Source organism: Streptomyces sp. NPDC059718 (assembly GCF_042733315.1).
Classification (GTDB): domain Bacteria; phylum Actinomycetota; class Actinomycetes; order Streptomycetales; family Streptomycetaceae; genus Actinacidiphila.
The window spans coordinates 77,212-103,313 of record NZ_JBHWGA010000008.1 but is presented as its reverse complement, the minus strand read 5'-3'; the positions used below and the strand labels follow the sequence as shown (position 1 = coordinate 103,313).

Here is a 26,102-nt window from a genome sequence, read left to right as displayed (position 1 = left end):
GCGGCTCGTTTGCGCCTGCGGCGGGCATGCGGGGGCCCGCCCCCCCCCCCCCCCGGCCCGCCCCTGCGGCGGCACCGTCTCACACGGACTCGGGCGCCTCCACGGGGTGCGCCGGCGGGGCGATGAGCGACGCCACCGGGTTCGTCACCGTGCGGCAGCGGGTCCAGCCCGCCGCCTCACCGTCGGTGGGTGAGGCGATCTCCGTGGGCTCCGTGGCGGGGACGGTGCCGAGCAGCCCGCGGTCCCGGCAGTAGTCGTCGTCGTAGATCGTGGAGAGGTAGCGGTGCGGCCCGTCGGGGAAGACGGCCACGATGCGTGCCTCGGCGGAGTAGGTACGGGCCGCCCATCCGGCGACGAGGGCGACGGCACCGACGCTCCAGCCGCCCGACGCGTAGTGGGAGCGGGCCAGGGCACGGCAGGTGTGCACGGCCTCGGCCGCGGCGACCCAGTGCACCTCGGTGAACTGCTCGTACGCCACGTTGCGCGAGTGGATGCTGCTGCCCAGGCCCCGGACGAGACGGGGCCTGACGGGCAGGCCGAAGGTGATCGAGCCGACGGTGTCCACCCCGATCACGTGCAGGTCCGGGTTGACGGCGCGCAGCGTGCGGCTGATGCCCGCCGAGTGGCCGCCGGTACCGACGCTGGTGACCAGGACGTCGACCCGGCCCAGTTGCTCGATCAGTTCCGCCGCCAGGGGCGTGTAGGCGTCGGCGTTGTCGGGGTTGTCGTACGGGTCGGCGCACCAGGCCCCCGGTTCTGCCGCCAGGAGTTCGGTCACGCGCCGGCGGCAGGCCTCCTGCCAGCCCTCGTAGGGGTGGGCGTCGCGGACGATGTCGAGGCGGGCACCGCGTGCGCGCAGCAGGCGCTTCATGTCCGGCTCCAGGTCCGGATCGGTCACGAGCGTGACGGGGTGGCCGAAGACCCGTCCGGCGAGCACCAGTCCGAGGCCGAAGGCGCCGCTGGTGGACGCCACGACGGTCGCGCCGGGAAGGAGATCGCCGCGCTCGCGTGCGCAGCCGACCATGTGGAGGGCGGAGCGGTCCTCGATGGCTCCGGGGTTGGCGCCTTCCAGCTTCGCCCAGAAGCCGCGTCCGGGAGAGGTGAGGGGGTGGGAGATCCACAGCAGGGGCGTGTCTCCGACCGCGGAGGCGAGGTCGCGGCCGGTGGTGGGCTCGTTCATGGTGTCCGCTTTCTGGAATCGGGAAGAGTGCCGTGCACGGCTCACCCACCACCGGTGCGCACACGGGCGGGGGTGAGGGACCGTCAACCGGTCCGGGGGGCGTCTTCTAGATGCGCCAGAGGCAGAGGACGGACGGCTCCGCGGTCGCTATGCGGGCGTCGGGGGCCGGGTCGCTTCCCGGTGTGTTGTGCGATGCGGGGACCTGCCCGGACGCCGCTTCGGTGGCGCCGGTCTGAGCGGGGCCGGTCCCGTGCTCGCGTGGTCCGGTGCGGGACCCCGGGAGCTCGGCGGAGCCCGGGGAGCAGTCCTCACCGGGGTGGTGGGGAGTGACGGGGTGCGGTCGCTCCTCCGCGTTCTTCAGATGAACGTGCGCGTGCGGGCAGCTGTGGGCGTGCGCGGGCGAGCCGGCCACGGTGAAGCAGAATGCGGCCAGCAGCGCAACGAGGAACGTCGGGCACGTTCCGCGGTGGCGGCCTCGCACAGGCCGCACATTACGCCATGAAACATCCCGGAACGCGCTCAGACGTGCGGCGGTTTGCCGCTCGGATGGTGATCCGCGAGGTTGAGCCCCTCGTCGACGAGCCAGCGCAGATGGCCGTCGGAGAGCGTGTAGATCACCCGGCGGCCCTCCTTGCGGGAGGAGACCAGGCCCGCGATCCGGAGTTTGGCCAGGTGCCGGCTGACGGCGGGACGGGCGGCGCCGACCCGCGCGGTCAGCGTGGAGACGTCCGCCTCGCCCGCGGTCAGCGAGTGCAGCAGGGCGAGGCAGGTGCGGTCCGCGAGGAGGCTCAGGATCTCGGCCCCGCGGACGTAGTGCCCGGTGCCCGGTGCTCGCGGGTGCACACCATGCGCAGGCAACAGGTGCATGCGTGCGTTTATATGCACATAATGGGGGGGGGAAGGCTCAGCCCGTGTCCACCCACGACTCCCTGCGCGAGGTGCCGGGGGTCCGGGAGGTGGGCGAGCTGCGCCTGCGCTGGATCGGGCACGGGCTGCGCGCCGAGGTCGCCGTGGTCGTCGACGGGAACCTCACCGTGCGTCAGGCCCACCACACGGCTGTCGCGGCCGAGCACGCGCTGCTGCACGCGGTCCCCCGCCTGACCGCCGCCCTGGTCCACGCGGACCCCGCACCCGTGCCGGGTGCGGCCGACCCGCACGCCGAACCGGCCCATCACACCGCCTGAGAGGCACTGCCCGGCCCGCGGGCACGCCCGGGCGACACGATCGCGCCGCCTCCCGGACGACGCGCACGGACCTACCCGATGCGGCGTCAGCCCGCAGGAACCGAGGTGCCGGACCCGTCCGGAAATGCCGCCTTCGCGCGCATCCGCCGTGACATTGCTGGGCATATCTTCCGATATGCATCAGATTCGACACCTTCGACTGGTTCCTCCACCCCGTGCGCATGAGTGCGGCGGCGGCTGTCACTGGGTGAGGTGGGCGCGTGGGCATAGTGGGGATGACCTTGACCGTCGTGATCCTCGTGCTCGCTGGAGCGGGGCGGCGGCTCCGCCGATACCCCGGCGGCTGGAGATTCGCGCTCTCCGGCCGTCATGAAGCCGACAGGGACGCCCTGGACCGCGCCCGGCGGGCCGTCCGCAAGCTGCGGCGCGGGGCGCGGCGCGAACTGGCAAGGGCGCAAGCGCAGGTGGCACGGGCCGATCGTGCCCATCGGCGTCGCATCGGCGACGCCGAGCGGCACCTCGCGCGGCTGCGCCGGCCCGGCAAGGGCGCCTTCGTCGCGGCGCTCGGGAAAGTGTCCCTGCACGCGCACGTGATGGTCATATCCGGGCGGGAGACGAAGGTCCTGCAGCTGGACGGCCTGCAGGTGCGGTTCGAACACAGCCCGACGGGCCATCACCTCTACCTCAGGCGGCCGGACGAGGTGCATCTGGAGTCCTACCCGCCCGGCGAGCACGGCGAGGACGGCGTGCGCCTCTTCAGCGTCCGCGTCGAGAACGCCGTCGCCAAGGAGAGCAGGTTCCGAGCGGAGCTCGCCACGTCCGTCAAGAAGGCGGAGGACGCCCTCAAGGCGGCGCACGCCGATACCGGCCCCGCTCAGGACGCCCGCAAGTGGCTGGGCATGCTGACCGCCCGCCAGAGCCGCGACCCGGCACTCGCCGATGCCCTCGCGGGCCTCGAGGCCGCCCGGGACCGGTGGCAGGGGCTCACGGGACGACGCCCTCCGCGGTAGGCGGGTGGAACGGATGCCCTCACCGCGGCGGGCGCTCCGGCCGCTGCGGCTCGACGGGCGACGTGAAGGCGTCCCAGTCGGCGCGGCCACCGGCCCCCATGACGGCGGTGGCGGAACCCAGCTCCGCACCTGAACGGGCACGCAGCTCGCGCCGGGCCATCCACGAGACCACCGGCGGGAACAGCGGCCGCAGCGGCTGGCACCAGCGCAGCCACGGTGGCGCGTACACATGGTGTGCGCGCCGGGCGATGCCCGTGGCGAGCCAGTCGGCGACCTGGGCGGGCGAGTGGACGCGGCGGGCGAACGACGGCTGGTTCTTCCGCAGGGCGCGCAGTACGGGGTGGTCGTCCAGATCGACGATCATGTCGGTGCCGGTCCAGTGGAGGTAGGCGATGCCGACGGTGACGCCGTCGGGCTCGACCTCGCCGCGCAGGGCCTGCGCGAAGGACTCGGCACCCGCCTTGGAGGCACAGTAGGCGCTCATCAGCGGGGCGGCGGAGAAGGCGGCGGTCGAGGCGATCTGCAGGAAGTAGCCGCGGGTCCGCGTGAGCTGGGGCAGGAAGGCCCTGGCCGTGTTCGCGGCCCCCACCAGGTTGACGTCGATGACCCGCTGCCAGAGTTCGGCTTCGGTGTGCGCGAACGGTCCGCCGGCGGCGATGCCGGCGTTGGCCACCACCACGCTGGCGGGGCCGAGTTCCTCGTCCACCCGCCGGGCCGCGTCTTCGAGTGCCGGGCGGTCGGTGACGTCCGCCTCGACGAAGATGTTCGGATGGGGCAGGGAAGCCGCCGCCTGACGCAGGGTCGCCTCCTCACGGCCCAGCAGCGCGACCCGCATGCCGGCTGACGACAGGTGCCGGGCGAGCGCCTCACCGACTCCCCGGGCCGCGCCGGTGACGACGGCCACGCGCCCTTCCAGCGGGGCCGTCGCCCTGCGGCTGCGTACGCTGGTACCGGTCGTCATCACGGGCACACCGTTCGATCCTGGTCCGGAAGCGGGGGGCACCACCGAGTGAAGCCGAGCTTCGAGCCCCGGGCCGCGTGCCGCGTCGGACGGCCCCGGGGCGGCCACTCGAACGGAGGCCTGGCCACGTGCGACGTGCGCACACGGCGCCGGGCACACGCTGTCCCCCGGCGGACGAATCGAGGGAGAAGGCGATGAGTACCCACCGGGCCGGCCGGACGGCCGTGCGCCGCGACGTGCACCGCAGCGGCCGTGTCCGGAGCGAGCACGCGCTCCGTGTCCTCGCCGACACCGGCACCGCCTTGGTGACCGCCTGTGCTCCCGGCGCGCAGACCCGCTGGCCCGTCGCCTACGCGCAGGCCCGCGCCACCGGCGACCGCACCGTGCGCACCGACGCGATCGACGGCCTCGCCACGGGACGGTGGGAGCTCACGCCCGGGCGGTGGCAGGAGACCGAGCTGCGGATGTGGCAGCCGCCCACCGCCTGGTTCAGCGTCAACGCCTTCTACACCGAGGCCGGGCTGCGGAACTGGTACGTGAACTTCGAGCGCCCCACGATCCGGACCGCCGACGGGTTCGACACCTTCGACCTCATCGTGGACCTGCTCGTCGCCCCCGACCTGAGCAGCTGGGAGTGGAAGGACGAGGACGAGTACGCCCACGTCCGCAGGCTCGGCGTCGTCACCGACACCGAACACCGGGCCGTCGACGCGGCCCGCGGACAAGCGCTGGCGATGCTCGAGGAACGTTCCGGACCGTTCGGCGAGGCCGCCGCGTGGGCGGCATGGCGGTGGGAACCGGCCTGGCCCACACCGCGCCTGCCGCTCGCCGTACCCCAACGCCGAGGCAAGGAAGGTGATTTGTAAGGAGCGCTCGCGGGGACGGGATCAACCCCGCGCGGCCGCCGACCAGTCCCGGGAGGCGTCGGCGCCCCAGCTCGCCAGCAGACGCAGCGCCTCCTCCGACGCCGAACCCGGCTCGGCGTGGTAGGTCGACAGTGACTGCTCCTCGTCGCCGGGGAGCGCGAGGGTCTCGTAGCGGAGGGTGAGCGCGCCCGCCAGCGGGTGCAGCAGCCGCATCCCGCCGTGCGACTTCCGCTTCACGTCGTGGGCCGCCCACAGCGACCGGAAGTCCGCACTCCTCATGGAGAGCTCCCCGACCAGCGCCGCGAGCATCGGATCGTCCACGTGCCGGCCCGCGTCCATCCGCAGCTGGCCCGCCACGTCGGCGGCCTTTGACTCCCAGTCGGCGAAGAGCCGCCGGGCCGCCGGGTCGAGGAAGGTGATCCTGGCCCAGTTCCGGTCCTCAGCGGCACGCTCCGCCCAGTCGCCGAAGAGCGCGGACGCCGTGCGGTTCCACGCCAGCACGTCGGTGCGGCGGCCCCACACGTACGCGGGAACACCCTCCAGAGCCGACAACAGCTCCTGGAGCTCCGGCCGCACCCGCCGGCGTTCGGACGCGGGCCGCCGCTTCCGCTGCTTCGGCTTCGCCAGGTGCAGCAGGTGGGCGTGCTCCGCCTCGGAGAGCCTGAGCGCCCGCGAGATCGCGCCCAGCACCTCCACGGAGACGTTGCGGCCGTTGCCCTGCTCCAGGCGCGTGTAGTAGGCCACGGACACCCCGGCGAGCTGTGCCAGCTCCTCCCGTCTCAGGCCCGGCACCCGGCGCCGCCCGTACTCGGCGAGCCCCACGTCGGCCGGCTTCAGCCGGGCCCTGCGGGTGCGCAGGAACTCGTTGAGCTCCGAGCGCGCGTCGAGGTGCCGCCCGGCGCCGGGTCCCGGACCGGGCTCCGACCCGTCTCCCGGGCCGGTGCGGAGGTCGGGGTGGGTGGCCATGCGCTCCAGTATCCCGCCGGATTCCGGGCGGAGCCTGTCCCTGCCGGTGGTAGTCACGCGGGACGTAGGCAGAGCGGGGCCCTGGGTGACGCCGTACGGCCGGAGCAGCCTGAACGAGCGCCCGGAGACGACCACCCGGGGTCACGCCATCCGTGCCCGCTTCGGATCGCGTGCCGTTCGACCCGTCCGCCCGTACGGCGCCGGGTCACACACAGCCCATGGACCACGAAGAATGACGGAAACGACCACCACAGGTCCGTCCACCCCAGCGCGCGGACGGGACCGCCTCCCCGGGAAGGCCCTCTTCGGCCTCTTCCTCAGCGGGTTCGTCGGCATCCTCACCGAATGCCTGCCCGCCGGCCTGCTGCCGGAGATCAGCGGCACGCTCCACACGAGCGTCTCGCTCACCGGCCAGACCGTGACCATCTACGCCCTCGCCACCGCGATCGGGGCGATCCCGCTGACCCGGGCGACGGCGAGGTGGCCCCGCAAGAACGTGCTGCAGCTCGCGCTCGGCACCGTTGCCGTCGCCAACGCGCTCACGGCGCTGTCCGACGACTACGCGCCGACCCTCGTGATCCGCTTCGTCGCCGGCCTCGGCACCGGGCTCGTCTGGCCCCTCCTCGGCGGTTACGCCGCCCGGCTCGCCCCCGAGGGACGCCAGGGCCGCGCCATCGCCATCGCCCTGGCCGGAACCCCGGTGTCGCTGGCGCTGGGCGTCCCACTGGGCACCTGGCTGGGCGCCCTCGGCGGGTGGCAGCTCGCCTTCCACGCGTCCGCCGCCCTGACGGCGCTGACCATGGTGTGGATCCTGGCGACGCTGCCGAACCTGCCCGGCCGGTCGGCCGGCGAACGCTTCACGGTCCCGCAGGTCCTGCGCCTGCCGGGGCTGCGCACCATCCTGTTCGCCCTCGCCACGTACATGGTCGCCCACAACATCCTCTACACCTACGTCACCGACCTCCTCGGGCACCTGGGCATGGGCGGCCAGGCGGGCTGGGTGCTGTTCGCCTTCGGCGTCACGTCCATCCTGAGCGTCCTCGTCGTCGGCACCCACATCGACCGGCACCTGCGCAGGCTCGTCGTGGGCAGCACCGCGCTGTTCGCGCTCACCGTGCTCGTGCTCGCCGTGTGCTCCGGCGTGCCCGCGCTGGTCTACGCCGCCGTCGCGGCGTGGGGCTTCGCCTTCGGCAGCTCCCCGAGCCTGTTCATCGGCGCCGCGATCAACGCGACGGGGGCGGCCGCCGACGTCGCGCAGTCGATCACGATCACGGTCTTCTCCTCGTCCATCGCCCTGGGCGGCCTCATCGGTGGCCTCCTGGTCGCGGACCTGGGGACCGCGTCGATCACCTGGGCGTCGCTGGCCCTCCTGGTCGCCGCGGCCGCGGCCGTGACCGGGGGCAGGAGGCACGCCTTCCCCGCGGGCGCCTGAGGCCGGGCGGTCGTCACCCGGCGGGGCGTACCGCGTACGCCCCGCCGGACGGTGACCGGGTCAGGCCCCGACGCGGGGCGGGGTCGGCGTCCCGTGCACGCGCTTGGCGTGCGAGGCGTACAGGCGCGGGGCCAGCACCGGCATGATCAGCCGGGGCACCAGCGGGGCGTGCGAGAGGACCGCCTTGATCACCTCGGGGTCGCCCTCGTACATCACCATGCCGAAGGCCAGCGGCAGGTCCTTCTTCGGGCTGTTGGCCATGCCGTGCTCACCGAGCTCCGCCCACTCCGTCGCGGTGATGTACTCCTCGGCCAGCGGGAGGATCTCCTTCTCCTCCAGGGCCATGGGCTCCAGGAGCCGGCTCAGCAGTTCTTCGAGAGCCGCGGCGAGGGCCTCGCCGTCCTGGGCGGTGGAGCGCCACCCCGCCAGCAGTGCGGCCACCTCGGTGAGGGCGGTGTCGATGCCGTGGTGCTGCTCCTCCATCGTGGGCACGATGGCCGCGGTCCGCTCACCGCCGCGCTCCAGGAGGCGCGGCCACACCACCTTGTCCTCGCCCTCGTGGTGCAGGTGCAGGATCAGGCACACCTTGTCGGCATGGTCCGCCACGATCCCGGCGCGCCGGGTGTCACCGGCCTCCACGTCCCGGACGAGTTGCGGGAGCAGGCGGAACTCCCGGCGCATCATCGTGTGCGCCATGAACATGTCGCGCACATCGGCCATGGTTTCGCTTGTTTCGCTGGCTGTCGGTACTGCTGCCACTGCTGAAGCCTCGATTGGTGGGGGAGATCGCGGAAGGGAGCTTCGGATGCTGTCAGCGGCGGCGGCCCGCGCGCATCGGGAGAATTCCCGATCCCGCGGTGGAGTCCGCGCCGCACGGCCGCCCGGCAGGCGCCGGAGGGCGGTCGGGAGTTCTCCCGATGCGCGGGAGAGCCCGGCTCCGCCAGCATCGGAAGGGCTCCACCCCGGCAGTCCGTCGGAGCCGCGGATTCGCGGGGACCCCCGCCCGCGAACGCGGCGCCCCGTGGTCGAGCCAGTCGGGGGGCTCGCCACGGGGGGTCGCTCCCGCCCCACGGGCCGGGAAGGACCCGCACGTTGCTACCCTTCGGCGAGAATTGCCCGCATGACCACGACGGGGGCACGCCGCCCCCGGTACCCGGTGGTCACCACCCACAGGTCCCCTCGGATGAGCGCCCCCCTCTCGGCACAGACCCGCGTCAGCCCCGTCTTCGTGGGCCGCGAGGGCGAGCTGGCCGAGCTCCTGCGGGCCGCCGGGGCCGCGGACGGCGGCGACCCCCAGGCCGTCCTCGTCCGGGGCGAGGCCGGGGTGGGCAAGACGAGGCTGGTCGGGGAGCTCCTGCGGTCGCTGGAGCCGGGGGCGGCCGTCGCGGCGGTCGGTGGCTGCGTCGAGCTCGGCGGCGACGGCCTGCCCTTCGCCGCGTTCTCCGAGGCCCTGCGCGTGCTGTGGCAGCGGCTGCCCGACGAGGTGCGCGCGGCGAGCGCGGGCCATGAGGACCTCCTCGCGCGGATCCTGCCCGACCCGGGCGGCGTGACGCCCGTCGACCACCGGGACGACGACGTGACGCGGCTGTTCGAGCTCACCACCCGCGTCCTGGAGCGCCTCGCCTCGGACCGCCTGGTCGTACTCGTCATCGAGGACCTGCACTGGGCCGACGCCTCCACCCGCAACCTGCTGGGCTACCTGTTCCGCACCAGGCGCCGCGGCAGGCTGCTGCTCGTGGGGACCTACCGGTCCGACGACGTCGGCCCCCGGCACCCGCTGCGCCCGCTGCTCGCGGAGCTGGGCCGGCTCAGGTCCGTACGCCGTGTGGCGCTCCCCCGGTTCACCCGGGGCGAGGTCGGCGGGCAGCTCACCGGAATCCTCGGGGCGCCACCGGACCCGGCCGTCCTCGACGAGGTCTTCGCCCGCTCGGACGGCAACGCCTTCTTCGTCGAGGAGCTCGCCGGCGCCGGCCGGGAGCACCCGGGCCCGGGGCTCCATGACCTCCACGACGTGCTGCTGACCCGGCTGGAAGCGTTGCCGGAGACCAGCCGGCGCATCCTGCGCACGGCCGCCGAGGGCGGGACGGTGACCGGGTACGCGCTGCTGCGGGAGGTGGCGGGGCTGCCCGAGGACGAGCTGATCGAGGGGCTGCGCGCGGCCGTCCTCGCCCACGTCCTCGTCCCCGAACCGGGCGGCTCGGACTACCGGTTCCGGCACTCGCTGGTGCGCGAGACCGTCAGCGAGACCCTGCTGCCGGGCGAACGCGCGCTGATCAACCGCCGGTACGCGCAGGCGCTGGAGGCCGACCCCGCGCTCGTGCCCGCCGTGGAACTGTCCTGCCGTCTGGCCCGGCACTGGCACGCCGCGCAGGACTCCGTGAAGGCCCTGCGAATGAGCGTCGCGGCGGCCGAGGAGGCACGGCACTGCTACGCCTACGCCGAGCAGCTGTGGCACCTGGAACGGGCGCTCCAGCTGTGGGACCGGGTCCCGGACGAGGCCCGCGCGGCCCTGCCCGCCCCGCGCTGCCCGCAGACGTACCCACGCGGTGGCGCCGGACATGCGGGGCCCGGGCTCGACGGGAACGGGCACGCCCGCCTGGAGCTGCTCGCGACCGCCACCGTCGCCGCGCTGCACAGCGGCAGCCTCGACGCGGCACTGCGTCTGGCCGACACCGCGCTGGAGGGCCTTCCGCCGGAGGACGAGCCGCACCGGCTGATCCAGGGACTGAACCGCGGCGACGGATGGCAGGACCTCGAGACGGCACGGAAACTGGTCGACGGCCTGGCCCCGTCGCCGGTGCACGCCGACGTCCTGGTCCACATCGCCAACTGGAGCGCCGTCCACCGCCCCGGTACGGACCACCGGGCCGCCACCGACGAGGCCGTGCGGTACGCGGCCGCCGTGGGCGCGGAGGCACTGGAACTGCACGCCCGCATGACCAGGTGCCTGCTGGACGCCGGTACCGACCGCGACGGCGCCGGCGTCGCCGAGCTGTACGAGGTCAGACGGCGGGCGGAGGAACTGGGCGAACTCGGCATCGCCGGGCGGGCGAACCAGAACCTGCCGTCGATCCTGGAGGGCATGGGCCGTTCCGAGGAGGCCGTCGCGGCCGCCGACCACGGCATCGCGCTGTGCCGGTCGCTCGGGCTGGCCGACCACGAGGCGTGGGTGCACTCCAACCGGGCGATCAGCCTCTTCTCCCTGGGCCGCTGGGCGGAGTCCGAGGCGGCCCTCGACGAGGCCGCCTCGGTCGCCCGGTCGCACCTGCCGCGCTGGACGTTCGCGGCCCGCCGCGCCTACCACCTGCTCCACCGCGGTGACGCGGACGGCGCCGCCCGGCAGTTGGCGCTCGCCGAGCGACTGCGCGGCACCGAGCGGCTGCGGGCCGAACTCCTCGTGGCCCTCAGCCACTGCACGATGGAGATCGCGGCCGCTCAGGGCCGTCTCGCGGACGCCCGGGCCGAGTTCCTGCGGGCCGAGGCCGCGGGCCTGACCACCGGACCCGTCCGCTGGTCGCTCCCGCTGCTGCGCACCGCGGCGGCGGTCGAGGCCGAGGCCCGCCGGTCCGCCTCCCTCGGCGGGGCCTCGCCCGAGGTCCTCGCCGCGATACGCCGCGCCGCCGGCCGGCTCGACGTCGTCTTCCCCGTCTGGGCGGCGTACGAGCGGCTGCTCCACGCGGAGTTGGGGCGCGCGGACGGGGACGACGACCCGGCCCTGTGGTCGAAGGCCGTGACCTCCTGCACGGCGGTCGACCGTCCCCACGAGACGGCGGCGGCACTCCTCGGCGAGGGACGCGCCCTGCTCACCACCCACCGGCAGCGCGCCGCGGCACTCGACCGGCTCGGCCAGGCACGGCGCATCGCCACCGGCCTCGGGGCGGGCCTTCTCCTGGCGGACGTCGAAGCGGTGACACGCCGGGCCGGCACGGGCCCGGCGGACGAACAGGGCCCGCCCGCGACCGCCGCCATCGCGACGGAACCGTCGCCCTTCGGCCTCACCCCGCGCGAGTCGGAGGTGCTGGGACTGGTCGCGAGGGGGTACAGCAACCGCCGGATCTCCGAAGAGCTCTACATCTCGCAGAAGACGACGAGCACGCACGTCTCCAGCATCCTGGCCAAGCTGGGTGCCTCCAGCCGCACCGAGGCCGCGGCGATGGCGCACCGCAACGGGCTCCTGTCCTCCCCCTGACGGATTCGGGGATTCGGTGATTCGGGAATTCTCCCGATGCCCGGGACGACTCCGGCCTGCCAGCATCGGGCCCGACGTCACAACATGCTTCGGCCAGGAGTCCGTACGTGAGGCACGACCACGAACCGCCGCTCAGGGAGCGGGTGGACGCCGCGCGCAACCGCGCCGCGATACTCGAGGCAGCCGCCCGGCTCTTCGCCGAACACGGCGCGGACGGCGTCTCCATGGACCGGGTCGCCGTCGCGGCGGGCGTCGGCAAGGGCACCGTGTACCGCCGCTTCGGAGACCGGTCCGGACTGGCCTCCGCGCTCCTGGCCGCCCGCGAACGCGAACTGCGGGAAGCCGTCCTCGACGGACCGCCCCCACTCGGCCCCGGAGCCCCGGCCGAGGACCGCCTCGCGGCGTTCGTCACCGCCTACTTCGACCACGTCGCCGGGCACCTGGACCTCCTCCGCGCCTCCCAGACCGCGCACCCCGGCGCGCGCCACCGCACCGCCGCCTACCGCTTCTGGCACGACCACCTGACGACCCTGCTCGCCACCACCCCCGACCCGCCCACGACCGCCCACACCCTCCTCGCCGCCCTGTCCGCGGACCACGTCGGCGCCCTCCTCCCGGAACTCGGCGCCCACAGGATGCGCACGAGCCTGATCCGCCTGGCCGGCTCGGCCCCTCGTCCGTAGCTCCACCGCGCATCGCCACCGTCAACCAGTGGCCGCGTTCCCCTGGACCGGCGGGGCCGGTGCGTCGAAGGTGCCCATGAGTTCCCGGAGGAGTTCGACGACCAGCTCCGGCCGACCCACGAAGGGGGAATGCCCCGTCTGCCATTCACCGACGGAGTCGCAGCGCGCGGCCATGGCGTGTTGGAGTCCGGGGTCGACAGCGCGGTCCTTCGCGCAGACGACGTAGGTGGACGGGGTGTGCTTCCAGCTGTGGCGCTCCGGCACTCCCCGCCCGCAGCCGGCCGCCTGGGCTCGCAGCAGCGCCACGGCCCAGGCGGCCAGGTGCCCGGGGCAGTCCGCGTACAGAGCGTCCACGGCCCGGCTCGGGTCAAGGCGCGTGCAACCATCGGCCTGCGGCTCGATGGCAGCCTGCAATGCGCGGGAGGCACCGCCCAAGCCCGCCGCGCTCTCGCCCACGTCCGGCACGAAGGCCGCCAGGTACACCAGGCGCGCGGCTCCGCGCAGACCGGTGATCACCGAGCCTCCGTAGGAGTGGCCCAGGACCAAGGGGGGCTCCGCCAGGCTGTCCACGGCGGCCTGCGCGGCCGCCGTGTCGGCAGCCAGGGACCCCCTGTGGAGGGCGGGAACGACCACGTCCACACCCACCGCCCGCAGGGCCTCGGCAACCCGGATGAAGTGGCGGGGCTGGTGGTACAGGCCATGGACCAGAACCACGCAGGGCACTTGGGGCGCCTCCCGAGGTCGCAAGTGATCGACGCGATGCCTGCCCTGGCTAGACGCGCTCCAGGGGCCGGTGCGGGGTGGGCGGGAGTTCGACCTCGACGGGGTCCTGGGGGCGGACGATCCCGCCGCGGCGGACCACGCCCATGACGCCGGACTTGAAGGTGAACTCCCCCGACACCGGGTCCAGTGCGAACATCTCGCCGAGCAGGCCCTTGCGGAAGTCGTTGATCTTCGAGCAGGGGTTGCGCAGTCCCGTCACCTCCACCACGGCCTCGTCGCCGAGGTGCAGCAGGGTGCCGGTGGGCAGGCCCAGCAGATCCACGCCGCGGGTGGTGATGTTCTCGCCGAGCCGGCCGGCCGAGACGTCGAAGCCCTTGAGCGCGAGCTCGTCGAAGAGTTCCTCGTGCATCAGGTGGACCTGGCGCAGGTTCGGCAGGTCGGGCTCGTAGGTCATCCGGAACTGGTGGCGGATCGTCTCGCCGGCGTGGACGTCCCCTTCGACGCCGAGCCCGGCGAGCAGCGTTACGGACTCACGATTGGGCTTGCTGAAGGCGTACGTCGCGTGGCGGCTCACCGCCGTGACCCGGCCGGCCATGTCCCATCCCCACCTGTCATCGGTCCGCGTGCCAGGCCGATCCTAGCCTCGAGCTTTCACGAGGTGGGCTGCCCGTAGGCGATCAACCCCCAGCCTTGGCCCTGGACCAAGGTGATTAGGCTGGCGCGGTGACTGATGAGCAGGAGCGGGTCCAGCCGTCGGGAGTGTGGGCCACGGCGGTGGGGGTGGCCAGGGTGCGTGCGCTGGAGACCCAGCGGGAGAACGCGCTGTTCCGCGACCCACTGGCGCAGGCCTTCGCCACCGCCGGCGGCCTGTGGCCCTCCTCGCCGCCGCTGCCCGGTGACGAGGCCGCGCGACGCCGCCGGCTGGCCGTGTCGTTCTCCATCGTCATCAGGACGAAGTTCCTCGACGACCTGTTGCAGCAGGCCTCCGCGTCCGGGGTCCGGCAGGTCGTGCTGCTCGGCGCCGGCATGGACAGCCGGGCCTTCCGGATGGACTGGCCCGAGGGCACCCGCCTGTTCGAGGTCGACACCGCGGCGCCACTGGACTTCAAGGCTTCGGTGCTGCGCCGGGAGCGGGCCGTCGCACGCTGCGAGCGGATCACCGTCGCGGTGGATCTGCGTGAGGACTGGCCAGGCGCGCTGGCCGCCGCAGGGCACGATCCGGCCGTGCCGACCGTGTGGATCGCCGAAGGACTGCTGATCTATCTGCCCGAGGACGCGGTGGAGCTGCTGCTGGCCCGGATCGGCGCGCAGTCGGCGGCAGGCAGTCGGATGGGGCTGACGTTGGGCTCGCGCGGCGTGATCGAGCGCTTCGGCGCGGACGCCGCGCCGGGATCGGCGGCGTCCATGTGGGTCTCGGAAATGCCCGAGGACCCGGTGGACTGGCTGGCCGGGCACGGCTGGGAGGCCGGCAGCCACACCCTGCGCGAGCGCGCTGCCGCCTACGGCCGCCCGATCAGCACCCCGCCGCAGCGCGAGGAGCGGCCCGGCGGACTCATCTCGGCGGTCCGCCGGTAGGGCGCCTTCCGGTTCCCTGATGACCGACGGACCGTCACGACGTCACCGAGGTGGACGGCGGAGGGCGGCTCGCCCTCGCCGTGTATGGGGCAGCGGAATCAGGCGGCTCCCGGCAGTTGTGGCACTAGCACCCGTTTCGTAGCCCCCGGGTCGGCCTGCGCCCGCCGTCATCTCCATTGGAGATGACCGGCATCATGATTCATCTCGCACATGGAGGAAGCATCCGAACCGTGCCGACGCTGGAGCATGCAGCCGTGCAGCCAAAAGCCGCTCGGCCACCGTCCAGCTCACCGGGACCGCCTCGGCGGTTCACGTTACGAAGGGGTTCCGTGACCGCTTCCCCCGCTCCCCAGTCCCCGCAGGGGCCCACGCCCGCCGCGTTCGCCCACAGCGTGCCGGGATGGCTGGTGGGGCTGCTCGCCGTGGCGTCGGGCATGTCGATCGCCAACCTGTACTACGCCCAGCCGCTGCTGTCCTCGCTCAGCCGGGTCTTCCACGTCGACACGGCCACGGCCGGCGCGCTGATCACCGTGACGCAGATCGGTTTCGTGGCCGGCATGCTCTTCCTCGTGCCGCTCGGCGACCGGCTGGAGAAACGCCGGCTGGTCATCGCCCTGCTCATCGTCGCCACCGTCGCCCTCGCGGTGGCCGGTTTGGCGACGAGCTTCGCGATGCTGTTCGCCGCGTCGCTGGTCAGCGGTGCCACGTCGGTGGTCGCCCAGATCCTCGTCCCGTTCGCCGCGAGCCTCGCACCCGACCATTCCCGCGGCCGCATCGTCGGCCGCGTCATGAGCGGCCTGCTCGTCGGCATCCTGCTCTCCCGCACGGTCAGCAGCCTGGTCTCCGACCTCGCGGGCTGGCGCTACGTGTACCTGGGTTCCGCGGTCCTGACGGCCCTCCTCGCCCTGACCCTGCGGGCGGCACTGCCGCAGCAGGCCCCCACCACGTCGCTCGCCTACGGCCAGGTTCTGCGCTCCACGTTCCGGCTGGTGCGCACCCACCCCGCGCTGCTGCGCCGGGGGCTGTACCAGGCGGCGATGTACGCCGCGTTCAGCGCCTTCTGGACCACCGTCTCCTTCCTGCTCACCGGGCCGCGGTTCCACTACTCGCCGATCGGCGTCGGAGTGTTCGCGCTGGTGGGCGTCGCCGGTGCCGCGGTGGCACCGCTGGCCGGCCGCTGGGCGGACCGCGAGCTCGTGCGTCCCGTGACGGGGATCGCCCTCGCCGTGGCGGCGCTGGCCTTCGCCCTGGCAGGATTCGGGCAGCACCAGATCGTCCTGATCGCCCTTGCCGGGATCCTGATCGACATGGCCGTGCAGACCACCCTCGTCCTCGGCCAGCACACGATCTACCAACTCGACGCCGGCGCCCGGTCACGGCTCAACAGCGCCTTCATGGCCGTCTTCTTCGCGGGTGGCGCACTCGGCTCCCAGCTCGGGTCGCTCGCCTACCACGCCGGCGGCTGGACGGCGGTGAGCGTCCTCGGCGCCGCCCTGCCGCTGATCTCCCTCGCCTACTGGGCGACCGAGCGCAGCCCCGGCCGCAAGGACACCGCGGCCACGACCGCGGCGGCCGTGATCCGGTAACGCCTCTGGCCGGCGGGCCCCGCCGTGCTCATCCCGTCGTCTCCGCCGCCGTCCGGGGGGTGATGTGCCGCAGCAGCGCCTCGACCGCGGGCGACATGTCTCCCCGGCGGCGGACCACCATGACCTTCCAGGCGGGGGCGTGCTGCACGAACCGGCGTACGGAGAGGTCCGGGAACCGGGCCGCGATCGACGCCGGCATGATGCACACCCCGAGGTCGTGCCGGACCAGCTCGGACGCCGCCACGATGTCGTTGACCTCGAACACCGTGGACCGCTCCACGGCGGCGGCCCGGAAGGCACGGTCCACCGAGTAGCGAATGGCCCAGCCGGGCAGGAAGTCCACGAAGGGCATGCCGGAGATCTCGTCGAGGCGCACCAGATCGTCCTCGGCGAAGGCGCGCGTCGGCGAGGACACCAGCAGCATCTCCTCTCGCGACAGCAGACGGGTCACCAGCCCCCGTTGCTGCTGCCGGTCGAGCGCCACCACGCCGAGGTCCACCGTGCCCTCGCTCAGCGCCTGCCGGACGTTGGCCACCGGTGCCTGCTGCAGACGTACGCTCACCCCGGGGTGCTCCGCGCGCAGCCCCGCCAGGGCACGGTGCAGGCCGGCCCAGACGCCCTGCATGATGGCGACCGTCACGCGTCCGCGCACCTCACCCCGTACGGCGTCGACCACCGCTCGCGCCTCCTCGGCCGCGCGGAGCGCCGCACGGGCGGCGGGCACGAACGCCTCCCCCGCCGGGGTCAGCGACACGCGGTGCGTGGTCCGGTCGAACAAGGCGCTGCCCAGTTCCTTCTCCAGCGCCCGCACCGTGCCGGACACCGCGGACTGCACCACGTGCAGCCGCTGCGCCGCCGCCGTGAACCCGCCCTCCTCGGCGACCGCGACCACCACTTCCATCTGCCGCAGATCCATGCGTGCCGCCGCCGTCCCTTTCCCGTGGCCCGAACCAGGCGGTCATCTCCACCGGTGATGACCCGCCTCGTCCAGCATCGCATCCGGTGACCGGAGCGCACGGCGGCGTCACGGCTGCCCGGGACGCCGCGAGCACGGCACGCAACGCGAAGCGGCCGATCCACAGGGTGACCGGCCGCGGGGAATCGCCCCACCGGGAACAGCATCGGCTCGCGTGAAGTTGCATAAACCACCACATAGCGGCACCGACGGACCCCCTCCGAGGCGAATGCCCATGCGAGCGGAGCAGCACATCGTGACACCGGACGCGGACATCGCCTTCTGGGACGAAGGGGGCGGCGAGGCGGTGCTGCTCGTCCACGCCTCCTTCGGCGCCGACTGGTTCGCACCGCTCGCCGGGCTACTGCCCGGCTTGCGGGTCGTACGCACCCATCGCGCCGGGTACGGCCGGAGCCGGGACCTGAGCGGTCGGCTGGGCGTCACCGACCACGCCCGGCACCTCGCGGAGGTGCTCCGCGCCCGGGGGATCGGGCCGGCGCACGTGGTCGGGCACTCGACCGGCGGCACCATCACCTTGCAACTGGCCGCCGCGCACCCGGAGCTCGTCTGGTCGATGGTGCTGCTGGAACCGGCGTTCCCGTACGCCCCCGACGAGCCGGAGAGCGACGCCATGCGCCGGGCCGTCGCCGCCGCGGAGGAGGGCGACCTGGCGCGGGCCTACGGCTTCTTCCCCGGGAGCGTGTGCGCCCCCGGCTACCTGGACGTCATGACCCGCGCGCTCGGCACGGAGGGCTTCAGGAAGTCGGTGCTCAGCGGCAGGTACTTCTTCGAGCACGAGCGAGCGGCGTTCGCCGCGTGGGACGCCGACGCCGTCGGCCTCGACGGCCTGCCGCAGCCGGTGCTCCTGGTGGCGGGCGGCGAGGGGGAACGCCTCAACAGCCCCTACCGGGCCCGGAACCGCGCGCTGGCCGGGCGGCTCGCCCGGGCCCGGCAGGTGACGCTGCCGGGCGTCAGCCACGCGATGCCCCTGGAGGACCCCTCCCTCGTCGCATGGACCGTCCTCGACTTCATCCGGCGTCACCCCGTCGAGGCGGCGCATCGGCCGTCGGGGTGACGCTCCCCCCGCGTGACGCGTCGCAGTGGCGACAGCGCGACGGCGGGCGCTTGCATCAGCACATGGCGACCGTACCCATCCCGCTGCGCACCCCGTTCACCGACCTCGTCGGCTGCGACGTGCCGATCCAGCTGGCCGGCATGGGCTGGGTGAGCGGGCTGGACCTCGCCGACGCGGTGTCCGCGGCGGGGGCGCTCGGCATGGTGGGCTACCCGATGGTGCCACCGCCCGTGCTCACCGACCTGCTCGACGCGGTACGGCGGCGCACCTCACGCCCGGTGGGGGTCAACTTCATCCTGCCGCTGCTCGAGGACGAGGCGTGCGTCGACGTCGCCGCGGAGCGGATGCCGGTCGTCGAGTTCTTCTACGCGGACCCCGTCCCCCGCCTGGTCACCCGTGCCAAGCGCGGCGGGGCGCTGGCCGCCTGGCAGGTGGGTTCTGTCGAGGAGGCCCGGGCCGCGGCCGACGCGGGGTGCGACTTCGTCGTCGTCCAGGGCAGGGAGGCGGGCGGTCACGTGCGCGGGGTAAGGCCCCTGCTCCCGCTCCTCGACGAGGTGCTCGACGCGGTCGACGTCCCCGTCGTCGCGGCGGGCGGCATCGGCACCGCGCGGTCCCTCGCCGCGGTGCTGGCCGCCGGGGCGCACGCGGCCCGTGTCGGCACGCGGTTCGTCGCCACGCACGAGTCCGACGCGCACCCGCGGTACAAGGAGGCCCTGATCAGGGCGGGCGCCGGCGACACCGTACTGACGACGCAGTTCTCGACCGGATGGCCGGACGCGCCGCACCGCGTCCTGTCGGAGTGCGTCGAGCGCGCACGCGCCCTGGACACCGACATCGCCGGCGAGGCGGTACTGGGCGGCGTGCCCGTACCCGTCCCGGCGTCCAGCCCGGTCTGCCCGCTCCGGACCACGACCGGGCACCTGGACGCGATGGCCCTCTACGCGGGCGAGGCGGTCGGCACGGTCTCCCGCATCGAGTCGGCCCTCGACGTCGTCCGCGAACTCGCCGACGGGGCCGCCCGGCTGCTGTGCAAGGCGTCCGGCGGCATCGGCAAGGAGTCCGCCTGAGCACCCGTACGATGCGTGCGTGCGCCACTTGGCGGAGTCCTTCGCTGTCGGGGCCTTGAGACGGGGCCATTCGGTGGAACAGTTCCTCGGGCCGATCGGTGCGCCCGAGCGCCCTGGCGTCAGGGTCGTCGAGGTCCGGCCGACGAAAGCGGCGTACGAGGTCCACGTCCGTGACCTCGAGGACGTCGGGCACGAGACCTTCATGGACCTGGTCGAGTTCCCGCCGCTCGACCCGGAAGCGGAGGAGGAGGCGTTCGGCCGCCTCGTCGGCACCGCCGACGATCCGCTGTCCGCGCTGGTGACCGCTGAGGAACGGACGGGAGCGCTGCGGGAGCGCTGGGTCAACCAAGGCATCGTGCAGGACGAGTACCGGGACTTCGTGGAGGCGGGCCGGCCCACGGCCACCCGCCCGGACGGGGAGCCGTGGCCCGTCGGCAGCCCCTGACGGGCCCGGCCCGGCCGGGCCCGCTCCGCCGCCTCATTGTCAGACCCGTGCACCAAGATGCGGCACATGACGACAGTGATCGCTGCCCCGCTGATGTCCCGTGAGGACTACCGCTCCGCCGTCGACACGGCCCTGCAGGCGTGCGCCGCCTACTACGCCGACGGGACGAGCCCGCTGGACGACGCCGCGTACGACCTGCTGGCCGGCCGCATCCGCGACTACGAGCTGGAGCATCCCGAGGACGTCCGGGAGGACTCCCCCACGGGCAAGGTGGGCGGTGGTGCCGCCCCGGCGGGCGATGTCGCCCACACCGTTCCCATGTTGTCCCTCGACAATGTGTTCAGCCCCGAGGAACTGGTGAAGTGGGACGCGTCCGTGGAGCGCCGTCTGGGGGCGCCGGTTCAGGGCGGCTACGTCACCGAGCCCAAGCTGGACGGCGCGGCCATCGCCGCCCGGTACGTGGACGGGCGCCTGACACAGCTCGTCACCCGGGGCGACGGCACCTCCGGCGAGGACGTCTCCCACGCGATCGGGTCGATCGTGGGCCTGCCCCTGGAGCTGAACACGCCGGCCACCTTCGAGGTGCGCGGGGAAGTGCTGCTCACCCGGGAGCAGTTCGCGGCGGCCAACGCCATCCGCACGGCCCACGGGGCGAAGGTCTTCTCCAACCCGCGCAACGGCACGGCCGGGACGCTGCGCGCCAAGGACCGCCCCTACGTGATCGAGACGACCTTCTACGCGTACGGCGTGGTCGGCCTGACCGGTGACACGCACACCGAGATGATGGACGCGGTCGCCGCCGCCGGGGTGCAGACCATGGCCGCGACACCGGCCGGGCCGCGTGTCTGCGGCACGGTGGAGGAGGTGCAGCGCCGCGTCGACGAGATCGCCGGGCTGCGCGCGGAGCTGCCGTTCGGCATCGACGGCGTCGTCGTCAAGGCCGACACGGTCGCCGAGCAGGAGAAGGCCGGGTTCGGCACCCGCCACCCGCACTGGGCGACGGCGTACAAACTCGCCGCCGCCGTCCGGCAGTCGAAGCTCCTCGCGGTGGAGTGGAACGTCGGACGCACCGGCATCATCGCGCCGCGGGCCGTGCTGGAGCCGGTCGAGGTCGACGGCAGCGTCGTCCGGTACGCGACGCTGCACAACCCGAAGTTCATCCGCGACAGCGGCATGATGATCGGGGACACCGTCATGGTGTGGAAGGCCGGCGACATCATCCCCCGCATCGAGGCACCCGTGGTGGAACTGCGCACGGGCGACGAGACGCCCGTGGTGTTCCCCGAGTCGTGCCCGACGTGCGGCGGCGAGATCGACACCTCCGGCGAACGGTGGGAGTGCGCGGGCGGCACCGGCGGCGGATGCGGGCTGCTCGCCGCGCTGCGGTACGCCGTGGGCCGCGACCAGCTCGACATCGACGGTCTCGGGGTCACCTACCTGGAAGCCCTCGTCGACGGCGGCGCGGTCGCCGACGTGGCCGACCTGTTCGGCCTCACGCGCGGGCAACTGGTCGACGCGACCCGCAGCGAGAAGCGCGCCGACACCGTGGTGGCGCAGATCGAGACGGCCAGGGCCAAGCCCCTCAACCGGGTGTTCTGCGCGCTCGGTATCGTCCGCACCGGCCGTACGCTGTCGCGGGAGATCGCCCGTCACTTCGGCACGATGGACGCGATACGCGCCGCCGACGCCGACGCCCTGGCCGCGGTGCACAAGCTCCCCGCGGCCAACGCCCCCAAGATCGCGGCCCACATCGCGGCCATGGGACCCGTCATCGACAAGCTCGTCGCCGCGGGCGTCACCATGACCGAGCCCGTGGCGCCGGTCGCCGCCGCCACACCTGGCGAGGCGAAGCCCCTGGACGGTCAGGTCGTCGTCATCACGGGCGGCATGAACGGGCCCCTCGCCGGCAGGAACCGCAACGAGATGAACGAGCTCGTCAGCAACGCCGGCGGCAGCTCCTCCGGCAGCGTGTCGAAGAAGACCACCATCCTCGTCGCGGGCCAGGGAGCGGGCTCCAAGATGGCCAAGGCGCAGGAACTGGGCACGAGGGTGCTCACCGAGCAGGAGTTCGCCGACCTGGTCGCCGACTACCTCGCCTAGGGATCCGGGGGCCCACCATGGACGAGGGGATCGCAGGCCCGCGTCAGCCGAGGCGGGTGAGCTTCGAGCCGATCGACGGCGAGGACAGGTGGCGGCCGAGGGCGACGGGCACTTCGACGGCGCTGTCCTCGTCCCCGACGGTGAGGGTGCCGATGGGGGCGCCGGCCGGCGCCGCGTGCGGGACGCCGTTCCCGGGGGCGTGCAGGGAGAGCCGGACCTTCAGTCCGCTCCAGCCGATCGCCCGGACGTCCTCGGCCGCCATGACCTCGGTGCGGCCGCCGAGGCCGTCGTCCACGTAACCGACGACCTCACCCTTCCTGACCACCGTGTCCGAGGAGAGGGCGCCCAGCGCGGCCTGGAGCAGGGTATTGCTGCGGCCCAGCACCGTGTCGAGGATGTCGGCCTTGTGCTGCCCCAGCATCGCTCCGATGACGAGCTGCCGCGTACCGCCGAACTCACGGACCGCCGCGAAGAGGAGGTTGCCGCCCGCCTTGGTGCTGCTGCCGGTCTTGATGCCGACGACGCCGCCGGAGCCGACGAGCTGGTTGACGTTCCTCTGGACGTCGCCGTTCAGGTCCGTGTACCGGGTCTTGGCGGCGAGTTCCGCGAAGACCTCGTCCTTCATCGCCGCGTGCGCCAGCTTGACCTGGTCGCTCGCGGTGCTGACGGTGGTCGCCTCCAGGCCGCTCGGGTCGGTGTACGTCGTGTCGTCCATCCCGAGCTCCCTGGCGGTGGCGTTCATCTTCCTCACGAACGCCTCCTCCGTTCCCGCGTCCCAACGGGCCAGCAGGCGGGCGATGTTGTTGGCCGAGGGCAGCATGACGGCCTCCAGCGCCTCGTACTCGCTGAGCTTCTGCCCGGCGGCGACCTTGACGACGGACTCCCCCTCCGTCTGCCCGCTGCCGAACTGGTCCTCTGCCTTGCGGTCGACCTCGACGGTCTTGCCCTCGCCGCCGTTCCCGATCGGGTGGTCGCGCAGGATGACGTAGGCCGTCATCACCTTCGCGACGCTCGCGATCGGCACCGGCCGCTGCACGCCGAACGTGCCGATCCGGCCCAGCCCTTCGGCTTCCAGGACCGCTTGGCCCTCGGCGGGCCACGGCAGCGACGGCGCGTCGCCGCCGAACGTGTACGAGGGCGCCGCGGTCAGCTTCAGCGTGGGCGCCGGCAGCGGGCGCAGCGCCTGGACCACGCAGAAGACCAGCGCCAGCAGCACGACCACCGGAAGCCAGAGCCTCACCGGGCTCACGGGGGTGCGCTCCTCCTCCTCCGCCGCCGGTGGCGGGGGAGGGGGAGGGGGTGGCGGAGGAGGGTTCGTCAGCTCGTCCAGCAGCGTCCGGCGCTCGCCGCTGAGCACGGAGGGATCCGCCGCACCGTTCGCCTCGTCCGGGTCCGCCGTCTGCCCCGACGACTCCTGCTGATCCGCCCCGCCGGGAGACTCGCCCGCCACGCCGACCTCCTCCACGACACTCCGCTGCCGAACCCCAGTTTCCGGACCGTGGCGGCCACGGCATCATGAGCGCCGCCAAAGGAGTGCCCGCCCTTCCGGTGGTGGCGGCAACCCGGGCGATATACGTTCGAAGAGGTGCGTTCGAAGAGGTCGAGGAGACAGGTACGGACGGCCACGGGCTGCCGTGGCGGGCCGTGAGGGCGCGCCCCAGCCCCGCGACCGCACGCCGGGAAGGTGCCTCCATGAAGGTCCAAGGGTCCGTCGCCCTCGTCACCGGAGCCAACCGCGGGCTCGGTGAGCAGTTCGTGCGGGCGCTCTTCGAGGCCGGGGCGGCCAAGGTCTACGCGGGAGCCCGCGACCCCGCGAAGGTCGGCGTCCCCGGCGCCGTCCCGATCGCGGTGGACATCACCGACCAGGAGTCGGTCCGTGCCGCGGCCGAGCAGGCCGGGGACGTGACGTTCCTGATCAACAACGCGGGCTCGACGACCCGCGCGAACGTCCTCACCGCCGACCTCGACGCGTTCCGTACGGAATTCGAGACGCACGTCCTCGGCACCCTCGCCATGAGCAGGGCGTTCGCCCCGGTCCTCGGGCGCAACGGGGGCGGCGCGATCGTCAACGTGCTCTCCGTGCTGTCCTGGGTCTCCATCCCGCGCACCGCCGGGTACGCCGCCGCCAAGTCCGCCGAATGGTCGATCACCAACGCCCTGCGGGTGGCGCTCGCCGAGCAGGGCACGCAGGTCACCGCGCTCCACGTCAGCTACCTCGCGACGGAGATGGCCGCGGCCGTGAGCGGTCCGAAGGCCGATCCCGCCGCGGTGGCCCGCGCCACCCTCGACGGCGTGCAGGCCGGAGCGGACGAGGTGCTCGCCGACGACGTCACCCGGCAGGTCCAGGCGGCCCTGCCCGGCGGCCCCGGCACGCTGTACCCGCAGTTGCGCGGCGGCGAGCCGCTGGTCTGACCACCACCACAGGAGGTGCCCATGGCGGGCAGCGACGCGCACCACGACCCCCCTGACCTCGCCGGGCAGACCGTCGTGGTGATCGGGGCCAGCGCGGGCATCGGCTTCGAGACCGCGCGCCGCGTACGGGCCGGTGGCGGCGAGGTGGTGCTGGTCGGACGCGACCCCGAGCGGCTGCGGCAGGCCGCGGACGAGCTCCGGCCCCTGAGCACGGCGGCCTTCGACGCCACCGACACCGACCGTCTCAAGGAGTTCTTCCAGGGCCTGCCCGGCACCGTCGACCACGTGCTGCTCACGGCCGGCAGCCCCTTCTACATGCCGCTCGCCGACATGGACCTCGGGGAAGCACGCCGCCACTTCAGCGAACGTCTGGCCATGACCTTGGCGGTGGCGCTCTACAGCGCCGACAAGGTCCGCCCCGGCGGCACGCTGCTGTTCATCGGCGGCACCGGCGGCCGGCGTCCCGGCGTCGGCCTGGCCGTGACGTCCGCGCTCACCGCCGCCCTTCCCGCCCTCACCGCGAACCTGGCGCTCGAGCTGGCGCCGATCCGCGTGAACCTCGTCGCCGCCGGCTTCGTGGACACCTCCCTGTCGGCGTCGCTCCTGGGTGACCAACTCGAGGCCCGGCGCGAGGAACTGCGCGCCAAGCTGCCCATCCGGCGGGTCGTCGGCCCGGCGGACGTCGCCGCCCTGGCCACCCACATCATGTGCAACGACGCGCTCACCGGCGGGACGTACGACATCGACGGCGGCCAGAACCTCATCGCGCACTGACTCCAGGAGGCCGGCAGTCATGATCACATGGTTCATCACCGGCGCGGCCCGTGGATTCGGCCTGGAGGTCGCACGTCAGGCGCTGGAACGCGGTGACCGCGTCGTGGCGACGGCCCGCGACCCCCGGGACGTGGAGAAGGCGCTCTCCGCGTACGGCGACCGGGTGCTCGCGGTCGCGCTGGACGTGACCGACGAGCGGCAGGCCCGTGCGGCGGTCGACGCGGCCGTGTACGCCTTCGGCAGGATCGACGTCCTGGTCAACAACGCGGGTCGCGGTGTCCTGGGAGCGGTCGAGGAGACCTCCGACGCGGCGTTCCGGTCGGTGTACGAGACGAACGTCTTCGGTCTGGCCAACGTCACCCGCGCCGTCCTTCCGGTGCTGCGCCGGCAGCGGTCGGGCCGCATCCTCAACCTCAGCTCCATCGGCGGTTTCCGAGGCGCGCCCGGCTTCGGCGTCTACTGCTCCACCAAGTTCGCGGTGGAGGGGCTCTCCGAGGCCCTCCACGACGAACTGGCCCCGCTGGGCATCCACGTCGTCATCGTCGAACCGGGCTATTTCCGCACCGACTTCCTCGACGCGTCCAGCCTGCACACCGAGGGTCGGGTGATCGCCGACTACGCCGCCACCGCGGGTGCGGTGCGCGACGCCGTCCCCGGCCTCAACCACGGCCAGCCGGGTGACCCGGTCAAGGGCGCCCGGGCCATGATCGAGCTCGCCGACTCCGACCACCCCCCGATGCGGGCCCAATTGGGCAGCGACTGCGCCGCCGCGATGGACGGCAAGATCGTCCAGCTCCGCAAGGAGGCGGACACCTGGCGGGCCCTGGCCCTGTCCACCGACCACGACGACACAAAGTCCGCGGTCTGAGCCGCGGGTTGTGCTCCGTCGCCGCTTCGCGACGATCCCTTGTCCAGTCAA

Annotated in this window: 23 protein-coding genes and 1 pseudogene; 15 read left to right on the top strand and 9 right to left on the bottom strand. The window is 73.4% G+C overall.

Annotated elements, in window-relative coordinates:
• Positions 1–79: 79 nt before the first annotated feature.
• Together ACFV3E_RS11890 and ACFV3E_RS11885 are read right to left on the bottom strand one after the other, a co-directional pair.
• Positions 80–1,180, bottom strand: coding sequence for a PLP-dependent cysteine synthase family protein (locus tag ACFV3E_RS11890; RefSeq protein ID WP_500534542.1), 1,101 nt, complete (start codon positions 1,178–1,180; stop codon positions 80–82).
• A gap of 519 nt (positions 1,181–1,699) precedes the next feature.
• Positions 1,700–2,047, bottom strand: coding sequence for an ArsR/SmtB family transcription factor (locus ACFV3E_RS11885; RefSeq protein WP_500534541.1), 348 nt, complete (start codon positions 2,045–2,047; stop codon positions 1,700–1,702).
• Positions 2,048–2,106: 59 nt separating this feature from the next.
• Between ACFV3E_RS11885 and ACFV3E_RS11880 the strand changes: the two are divergent.
• Positions 2,107–2,364, top strand: a pseudogene (locus tag ACFV3E_RS11880) (cation transporter dimerization domain-containing protein); the annotation flags it as partial.
• Between the two features lie 275 nt (positions 2,365–2,639).
• Positions 2,640–3,374 (top strand): hypothetical protein, encoded by a 735-nt coding sequence (locus ACFV3E_RS11875; protein WP_500534540.1) that lies wholly within the window; start codon positions 2,640–2,642, stop codon positions 3,372–3,374.
• A gap of 19 nt (positions 3,375–3,393) precedes the next feature.
• Here ACFV3E_RS11875 and ACFV3E_RS11870 read toward each other — a convergent pair whose 3' ends face one another.
• Positions 3,394–4,335, bottom strand: a complete 942-nt coding sequence (locus ACFV3E_RS11870; protein WP_500534539.1) for an SDR family oxidoreductase — start codon at positions 4,333–4,335, stop codon at positions 3,394–3,396.
• A gap of 194 nt (positions 4,336–4,529) precedes the next feature.
• On the opposite strand from ACFV3E_RS11870, the gene ACFV3E_RS11865 reads away from it, so the two are divergent.
• Complete coding sequence (locus tag ACFV3E_RS11865; RefSeq protein WP_500534538.1) at positions 4,530–5,201, top strand: ribonuclease FAU-1 family protein; 672 nt, start codon at positions 4,530–4,532, stop codon at positions 5,199–5,201.
• Positions 5,202–5,222: 21 nt separating this feature from the next.
• On the opposite strand, the gene ACFV3E_RS11860 is transcribed toward ACFV3E_RS11865, so the two are convergent.
• The gene (locus tag ACFV3E_RS11860; RefSeq protein WP_500534537.1) at positions 5,223–6,167 is read right to left on the bottom strand and encodes a helix-turn-helix domain-containing protein; all 945 of its coding nucleotides are present in this window, start codon (positions 6,165–6,167) and stop codon (positions 5,223–5,225) included.
• A 232-nt stretch (positions 6,168–6,399) separates the two neighbouring features.
• Here ACFV3E_RS11860 and ACFV3E_RS11855 point away from each other — a divergent pair, with 232 nt between their 5' ends.
• The gene (locus ACFV3E_RS11855) at positions 6,400–7,599 is read left to right on the top strand and encodes an MFS transporter (protein ID WP_500534536.1); all 1,200 of its coding nucleotides are present in this window, start codon (positions 6,400–6,402) and stop codon (positions 7,597–7,599) included.
• Positions 7,600–7,659: 60 nt separating this feature from the next.
• Here the strand turns inward: ACFV3E_RS11855 and ACFV3E_RS11850 are convergent, their stop codons facing one another.
• Positions 7,660–8,319: a hemerythrin domain-containing protein gene (locus ACFV3E_RS11850; RefSeq protein WP_500534535.1), complete on the bottom strand. Its 660-nt coding sequence runs from the start codon at positions 8,317–8,319 to the stop codon at positions 7,660–7,662.
• 463 nt (positions 8,320–8,782) lie between these two features.
• Between ACFV3E_RS11850 and ACFV3E_RS11845 the strand changes: the two genes are divergently transcribed.
• A complete protein-coding gene (locus ACFV3E_RS11845) occupies positions 8,783–11,788 on the top strand; it encodes a helix-turn-helix transcriptional regulator (RefSeq protein ID WP_500534534.1) in 3,006 nt (1,001 codons plus the stop codon).
• Between the two features lie 107 nt (positions 11,789–11,895).
• Positions 11,896–12,471, top strand: coding sequence for a TetR/AcrR family transcriptional regulator (locus tag ACFV3E_RS11840; protein ID WP_500534533.1), 576 nt, complete (start codon positions 11,896–11,898; stop codon positions 12,469–12,471).
• Between the two features lie 21 nt (positions 12,472–12,492).
• On the opposite strand, the gene ACFV3E_RS11835 is transcribed toward ACFV3E_RS11840, so the two are convergent.
• Positions 12,493–13,194, bottom strand: coding sequence for an alpha/beta hydrolase (locus ACFV3E_RS11835; RefSeq protein WP_500534532.1), 702 nt, complete (start codon positions 13,192–13,194; stop codon positions 12,493–12,495).
• Between the two features lie 49 nt (positions 13,195–13,243).
• Positions 13,244–13,789, bottom strand: coding sequence for an MOSC domain-containing protein (locus ACFV3E_RS11830; RefSeq protein ID WP_500534531.1), 546 nt, complete (start codon positions 13,787–13,789; stop codon positions 13,244–13,246).
• Between the two features lie 164 nt (positions 13,790–13,953).
• Between ACFV3E_RS11830 and ACFV3E_RS11825 the strand changes: the two genes are divergently transcribed.
• A complete protein-coding gene (locus tag ACFV3E_RS11825; RefSeq protein WP_500534665.1) occupies positions 13,954–14,769 on the top strand; it encodes a class I SAM-dependent methyltransferase in 816 nt (271 codons plus the stop codon).
• Positions 14,770–15,098: 329 nt separating this feature from the next.
• Positions 15,099–16,355: an MFS transporter gene (locus ACFV3E_RS11820; RefSeq protein WP_500534530.1), complete on the top strand. Its 1,257-nt coding sequence runs from the start codon at positions 15,099–15,101 to the stop codon at positions 16,353–16,355.
• 28 nt (positions 16,356–16,383) lie between these two features.
• Here ACFV3E_RS11820 and ACFV3E_RS11815 read toward each other — a convergent pair whose 3' ends face one another.
• Positions 16,384–17,271, bottom strand: coding sequence for a LysR family transcriptional regulator (locus ACFV3E_RS11815; RefSeq protein ID WP_500534529.1), 888 nt, complete (start codon positions 17,269–17,271; stop codon positions 16,384–16,386).
• A gap of 274 nt (positions 17,272–17,545) precedes the next feature.
• Here ACFV3E_RS11815 and ACFV3E_RS11810 point away from each other — a divergent pair, with 274 nt between their 5' ends.
• The 4 genes from ACFV3E_RS11810 to ligA all read left to right on the top strand — a co-directional run bounded on the left by ACFV3E_RS11810 (position 17,546) and on the right by ligA (position 21,997).
• Entirely contained in the window at positions 17,546–18,385 is an 840-nt protein-coding gene (locus ACFV3E_RS11810) for an alpha/beta fold hydrolase (RefSeq protein WP_500534528.1), read from the top strand.
• A gap of 62 nt (positions 18,386–18,447) precedes the next feature.
• Complete coding sequence (locus tag ACFV3E_RS11805) at positions 18,448–19,452, top strand: NAD(P)H-dependent flavin oxidoreductase (protein ID WP_500534527.1); 1,005 nt, start codon at positions 18,448–18,450, stop codon at positions 19,450–19,452.
• A gap of 73 nt (positions 19,453–19,525) precedes the next feature.
• Positions 19,526–19,897, top strand: a complete 372-nt coding sequence (locus tag ACFV3E_RS11800) for a hypothetical protein (RefSeq protein WP_500534526.1) — start codon at positions 19,526–19,528, stop codon at positions 19,895–19,897.
• Between the two features lie 66 nt (positions 19,898–19,963).
• On the top strand, positions 19,964–21,997 hold the full coding sequence (gene ligA, locus ACFV3E_RS11795; protein WP_500534525.1) for an NAD-dependent DNA ligase LigA: 2,034 nt from the start codon (positions 19,964–19,966) through the stop codon (positions 21,995–21,997).
• 43 nt (positions 21,998–22,040) lie between these two features.
• On the opposite strand, the gene ACFV3E_RS11790 is transcribed toward ligA, so the two are convergent.
• Complete coding sequence (locus tag ACFV3E_RS11790) at positions 22,041–23,447, bottom strand: D-alanyl-D-alanine carboxypeptidase family protein (RefSeq protein WP_500534524.1); 1,407 nt, start codon at positions 23,445–23,447, stop codon at positions 22,041–22,043.
• A 242-nt stretch (positions 23,448–23,689) separates the two neighbouring features.
• Between ACFV3E_RS11790 and ACFV3E_RS11785 the strand changes: the two genes are divergently transcribed.
• From ACFV3E_RS11785 to ACFV3E_RS11775, 3 genes are read left to right on the top strand one after another with little or no spacing between them, the layout of a single operon-like run.
• Positions 23,690–24,409, top strand: a complete 720-nt coding sequence (locus ACFV3E_RS11785; protein WP_500534523.1) for an SDR family oxidoreductase — start codon at positions 23,690–23,692, stop codon at positions 24,407–24,409.
• A gap of 21 nt (positions 24,410–24,430) precedes the next feature.
• Positions 24,431–25,183 (top strand): SDR family oxidoreductase, encoded by a 753-nt coding sequence (locus ACFV3E_RS11780; protein ID WP_500534522.1) that lies wholly within the window; start codon positions 24,431–24,433, stop codon positions 25,181–25,183.
• A 19-nt stretch (positions 25,184–25,202) separates the two neighbouring features.
• Positions 25,203–26,051, top strand: a complete 849-nt coding sequence (locus ACFV3E_RS11775) for an oxidoreductase (RefSeq protein ID WP_500534521.1) — start codon at positions 25,203–25,205, stop codon at positions 26,049–26,051.
• Positions 26,052–26,102 lie beyond the last annotated feature (51 nt).

Coding starts and splice junctions, on each gene's coding strand:
- ACFV3E_RS11890 (WP_500534542.1), bottom strand. CDS start 1,180: ATGAACGAGCCCACCACCGGCCGCGACCTCGCCTCCGCGGTCGGAGAC.
- ACFV3E_RS11885 (WP_500534541.1), bottom strand. CDS start 2,047: ATGCACCTGTTGCCTGCGCATGGTGTGCACCCGCGAGCACCGGGCACC.
- ACFV3E_RS11875 (WP_500534540.1), top strand. CDS start 2,640: ATGACCTTGACCGTCGTGATCCTCGTGCTCGCTGGAGCGGGGCGGCGG.
- ACFV3E_RS11870 (WP_500534539.1), bottom strand. CDS start 4,335: ATGACGACCGGTACCAGCGTACGCAGCCGCAGGGCGACGGCCCCGCTG.
- ACFV3E_RS11865 (WP_500534538.1), top strand. CDS start 4,530: ATGAGTACCCACCGGGCCGGCCGGACGGCCGTGCGCCGCGACGTGCAC.
- ACFV3E_RS11860 (WP_500534537.1), bottom strand. CDS start 6,167: ATGGCCACCCACCCCGACCTCCGCACCGGCCCGGGAGACGGGTCGGAG.
- ACFV3E_RS11855 (WP_500534536.1), top strand. CDS start 6,400: ATGACGGAAACGACCACCACAGGTCCGTCCACCCCAGCGCGCGGACGG.
- ACFV3E_RS11850 (WP_500534535.1), bottom strand. CDS start 8,319: ATGGCCGATGTGCGCGACATGTTCATGGCGCACACGATGATGCGCCGG.
- ACFV3E_RS11845 (WP_500534534.1), top strand. CDS start 8,783: ATGAGCGCCCCCCTCTCGGCACAGACCCGCGTCAGCCCCGTCTTCGTG.
- ACFV3E_RS11830 (WP_500534531.1), bottom strand. CDS start 13,789: ATGGCCGGCCGGGTCACGGCGGTGAGCCGCCACGCGACGTACGCCTTC.
- ACFV3E_RS11815 (WP_500534529.1), bottom strand. CDS start 17,271: ATGGATCTGCGGCAGATGGAAGTGGTGGTCGCGGTCGCCGAGGAGGGC.
- ACFV3E_RS11810 (WP_500534528.1), top strand. CDS start 17,546: ATGCGAGCGGAGCAGCACATCGTGACACCGGACGCGGACATCGCCTTC.
- ACFV3E_RS11805 (WP_500534527.1), top strand. CDS start 18,448: ATGGCGACCGTACCCATCCCGCTGCGCACCCCGTTCACCGACCTCGTC.
- ligA (WP_500534525.1), top strand. CDS start 19,964: ATGACGACAGTGATCGCTGCCCCGCTGATGTCCCGTGAGGACTACCGC.
- ACFV3E_RS11785 (WP_500534523.1), top strand. CDS start 23,690: ATGAAGGTCCAAGGGTCCGTCGCCCTCGTCACCGGAGCCAACCGCGGG.
- ACFV3E_RS11780 (WP_500534522.1), top strand. CDS start 24,431: ATGGCGGGCAGCGACGCGCACCACGACCCCCCTGACCTCGCCGGGCAG.
- ACFV3E_RS11775 (WP_500534521.1), top strand. CDS start 25,203: ATGATCACATGGTTCATCACCGGCGCGGCCCGTGGATTCGGCCTGGAG.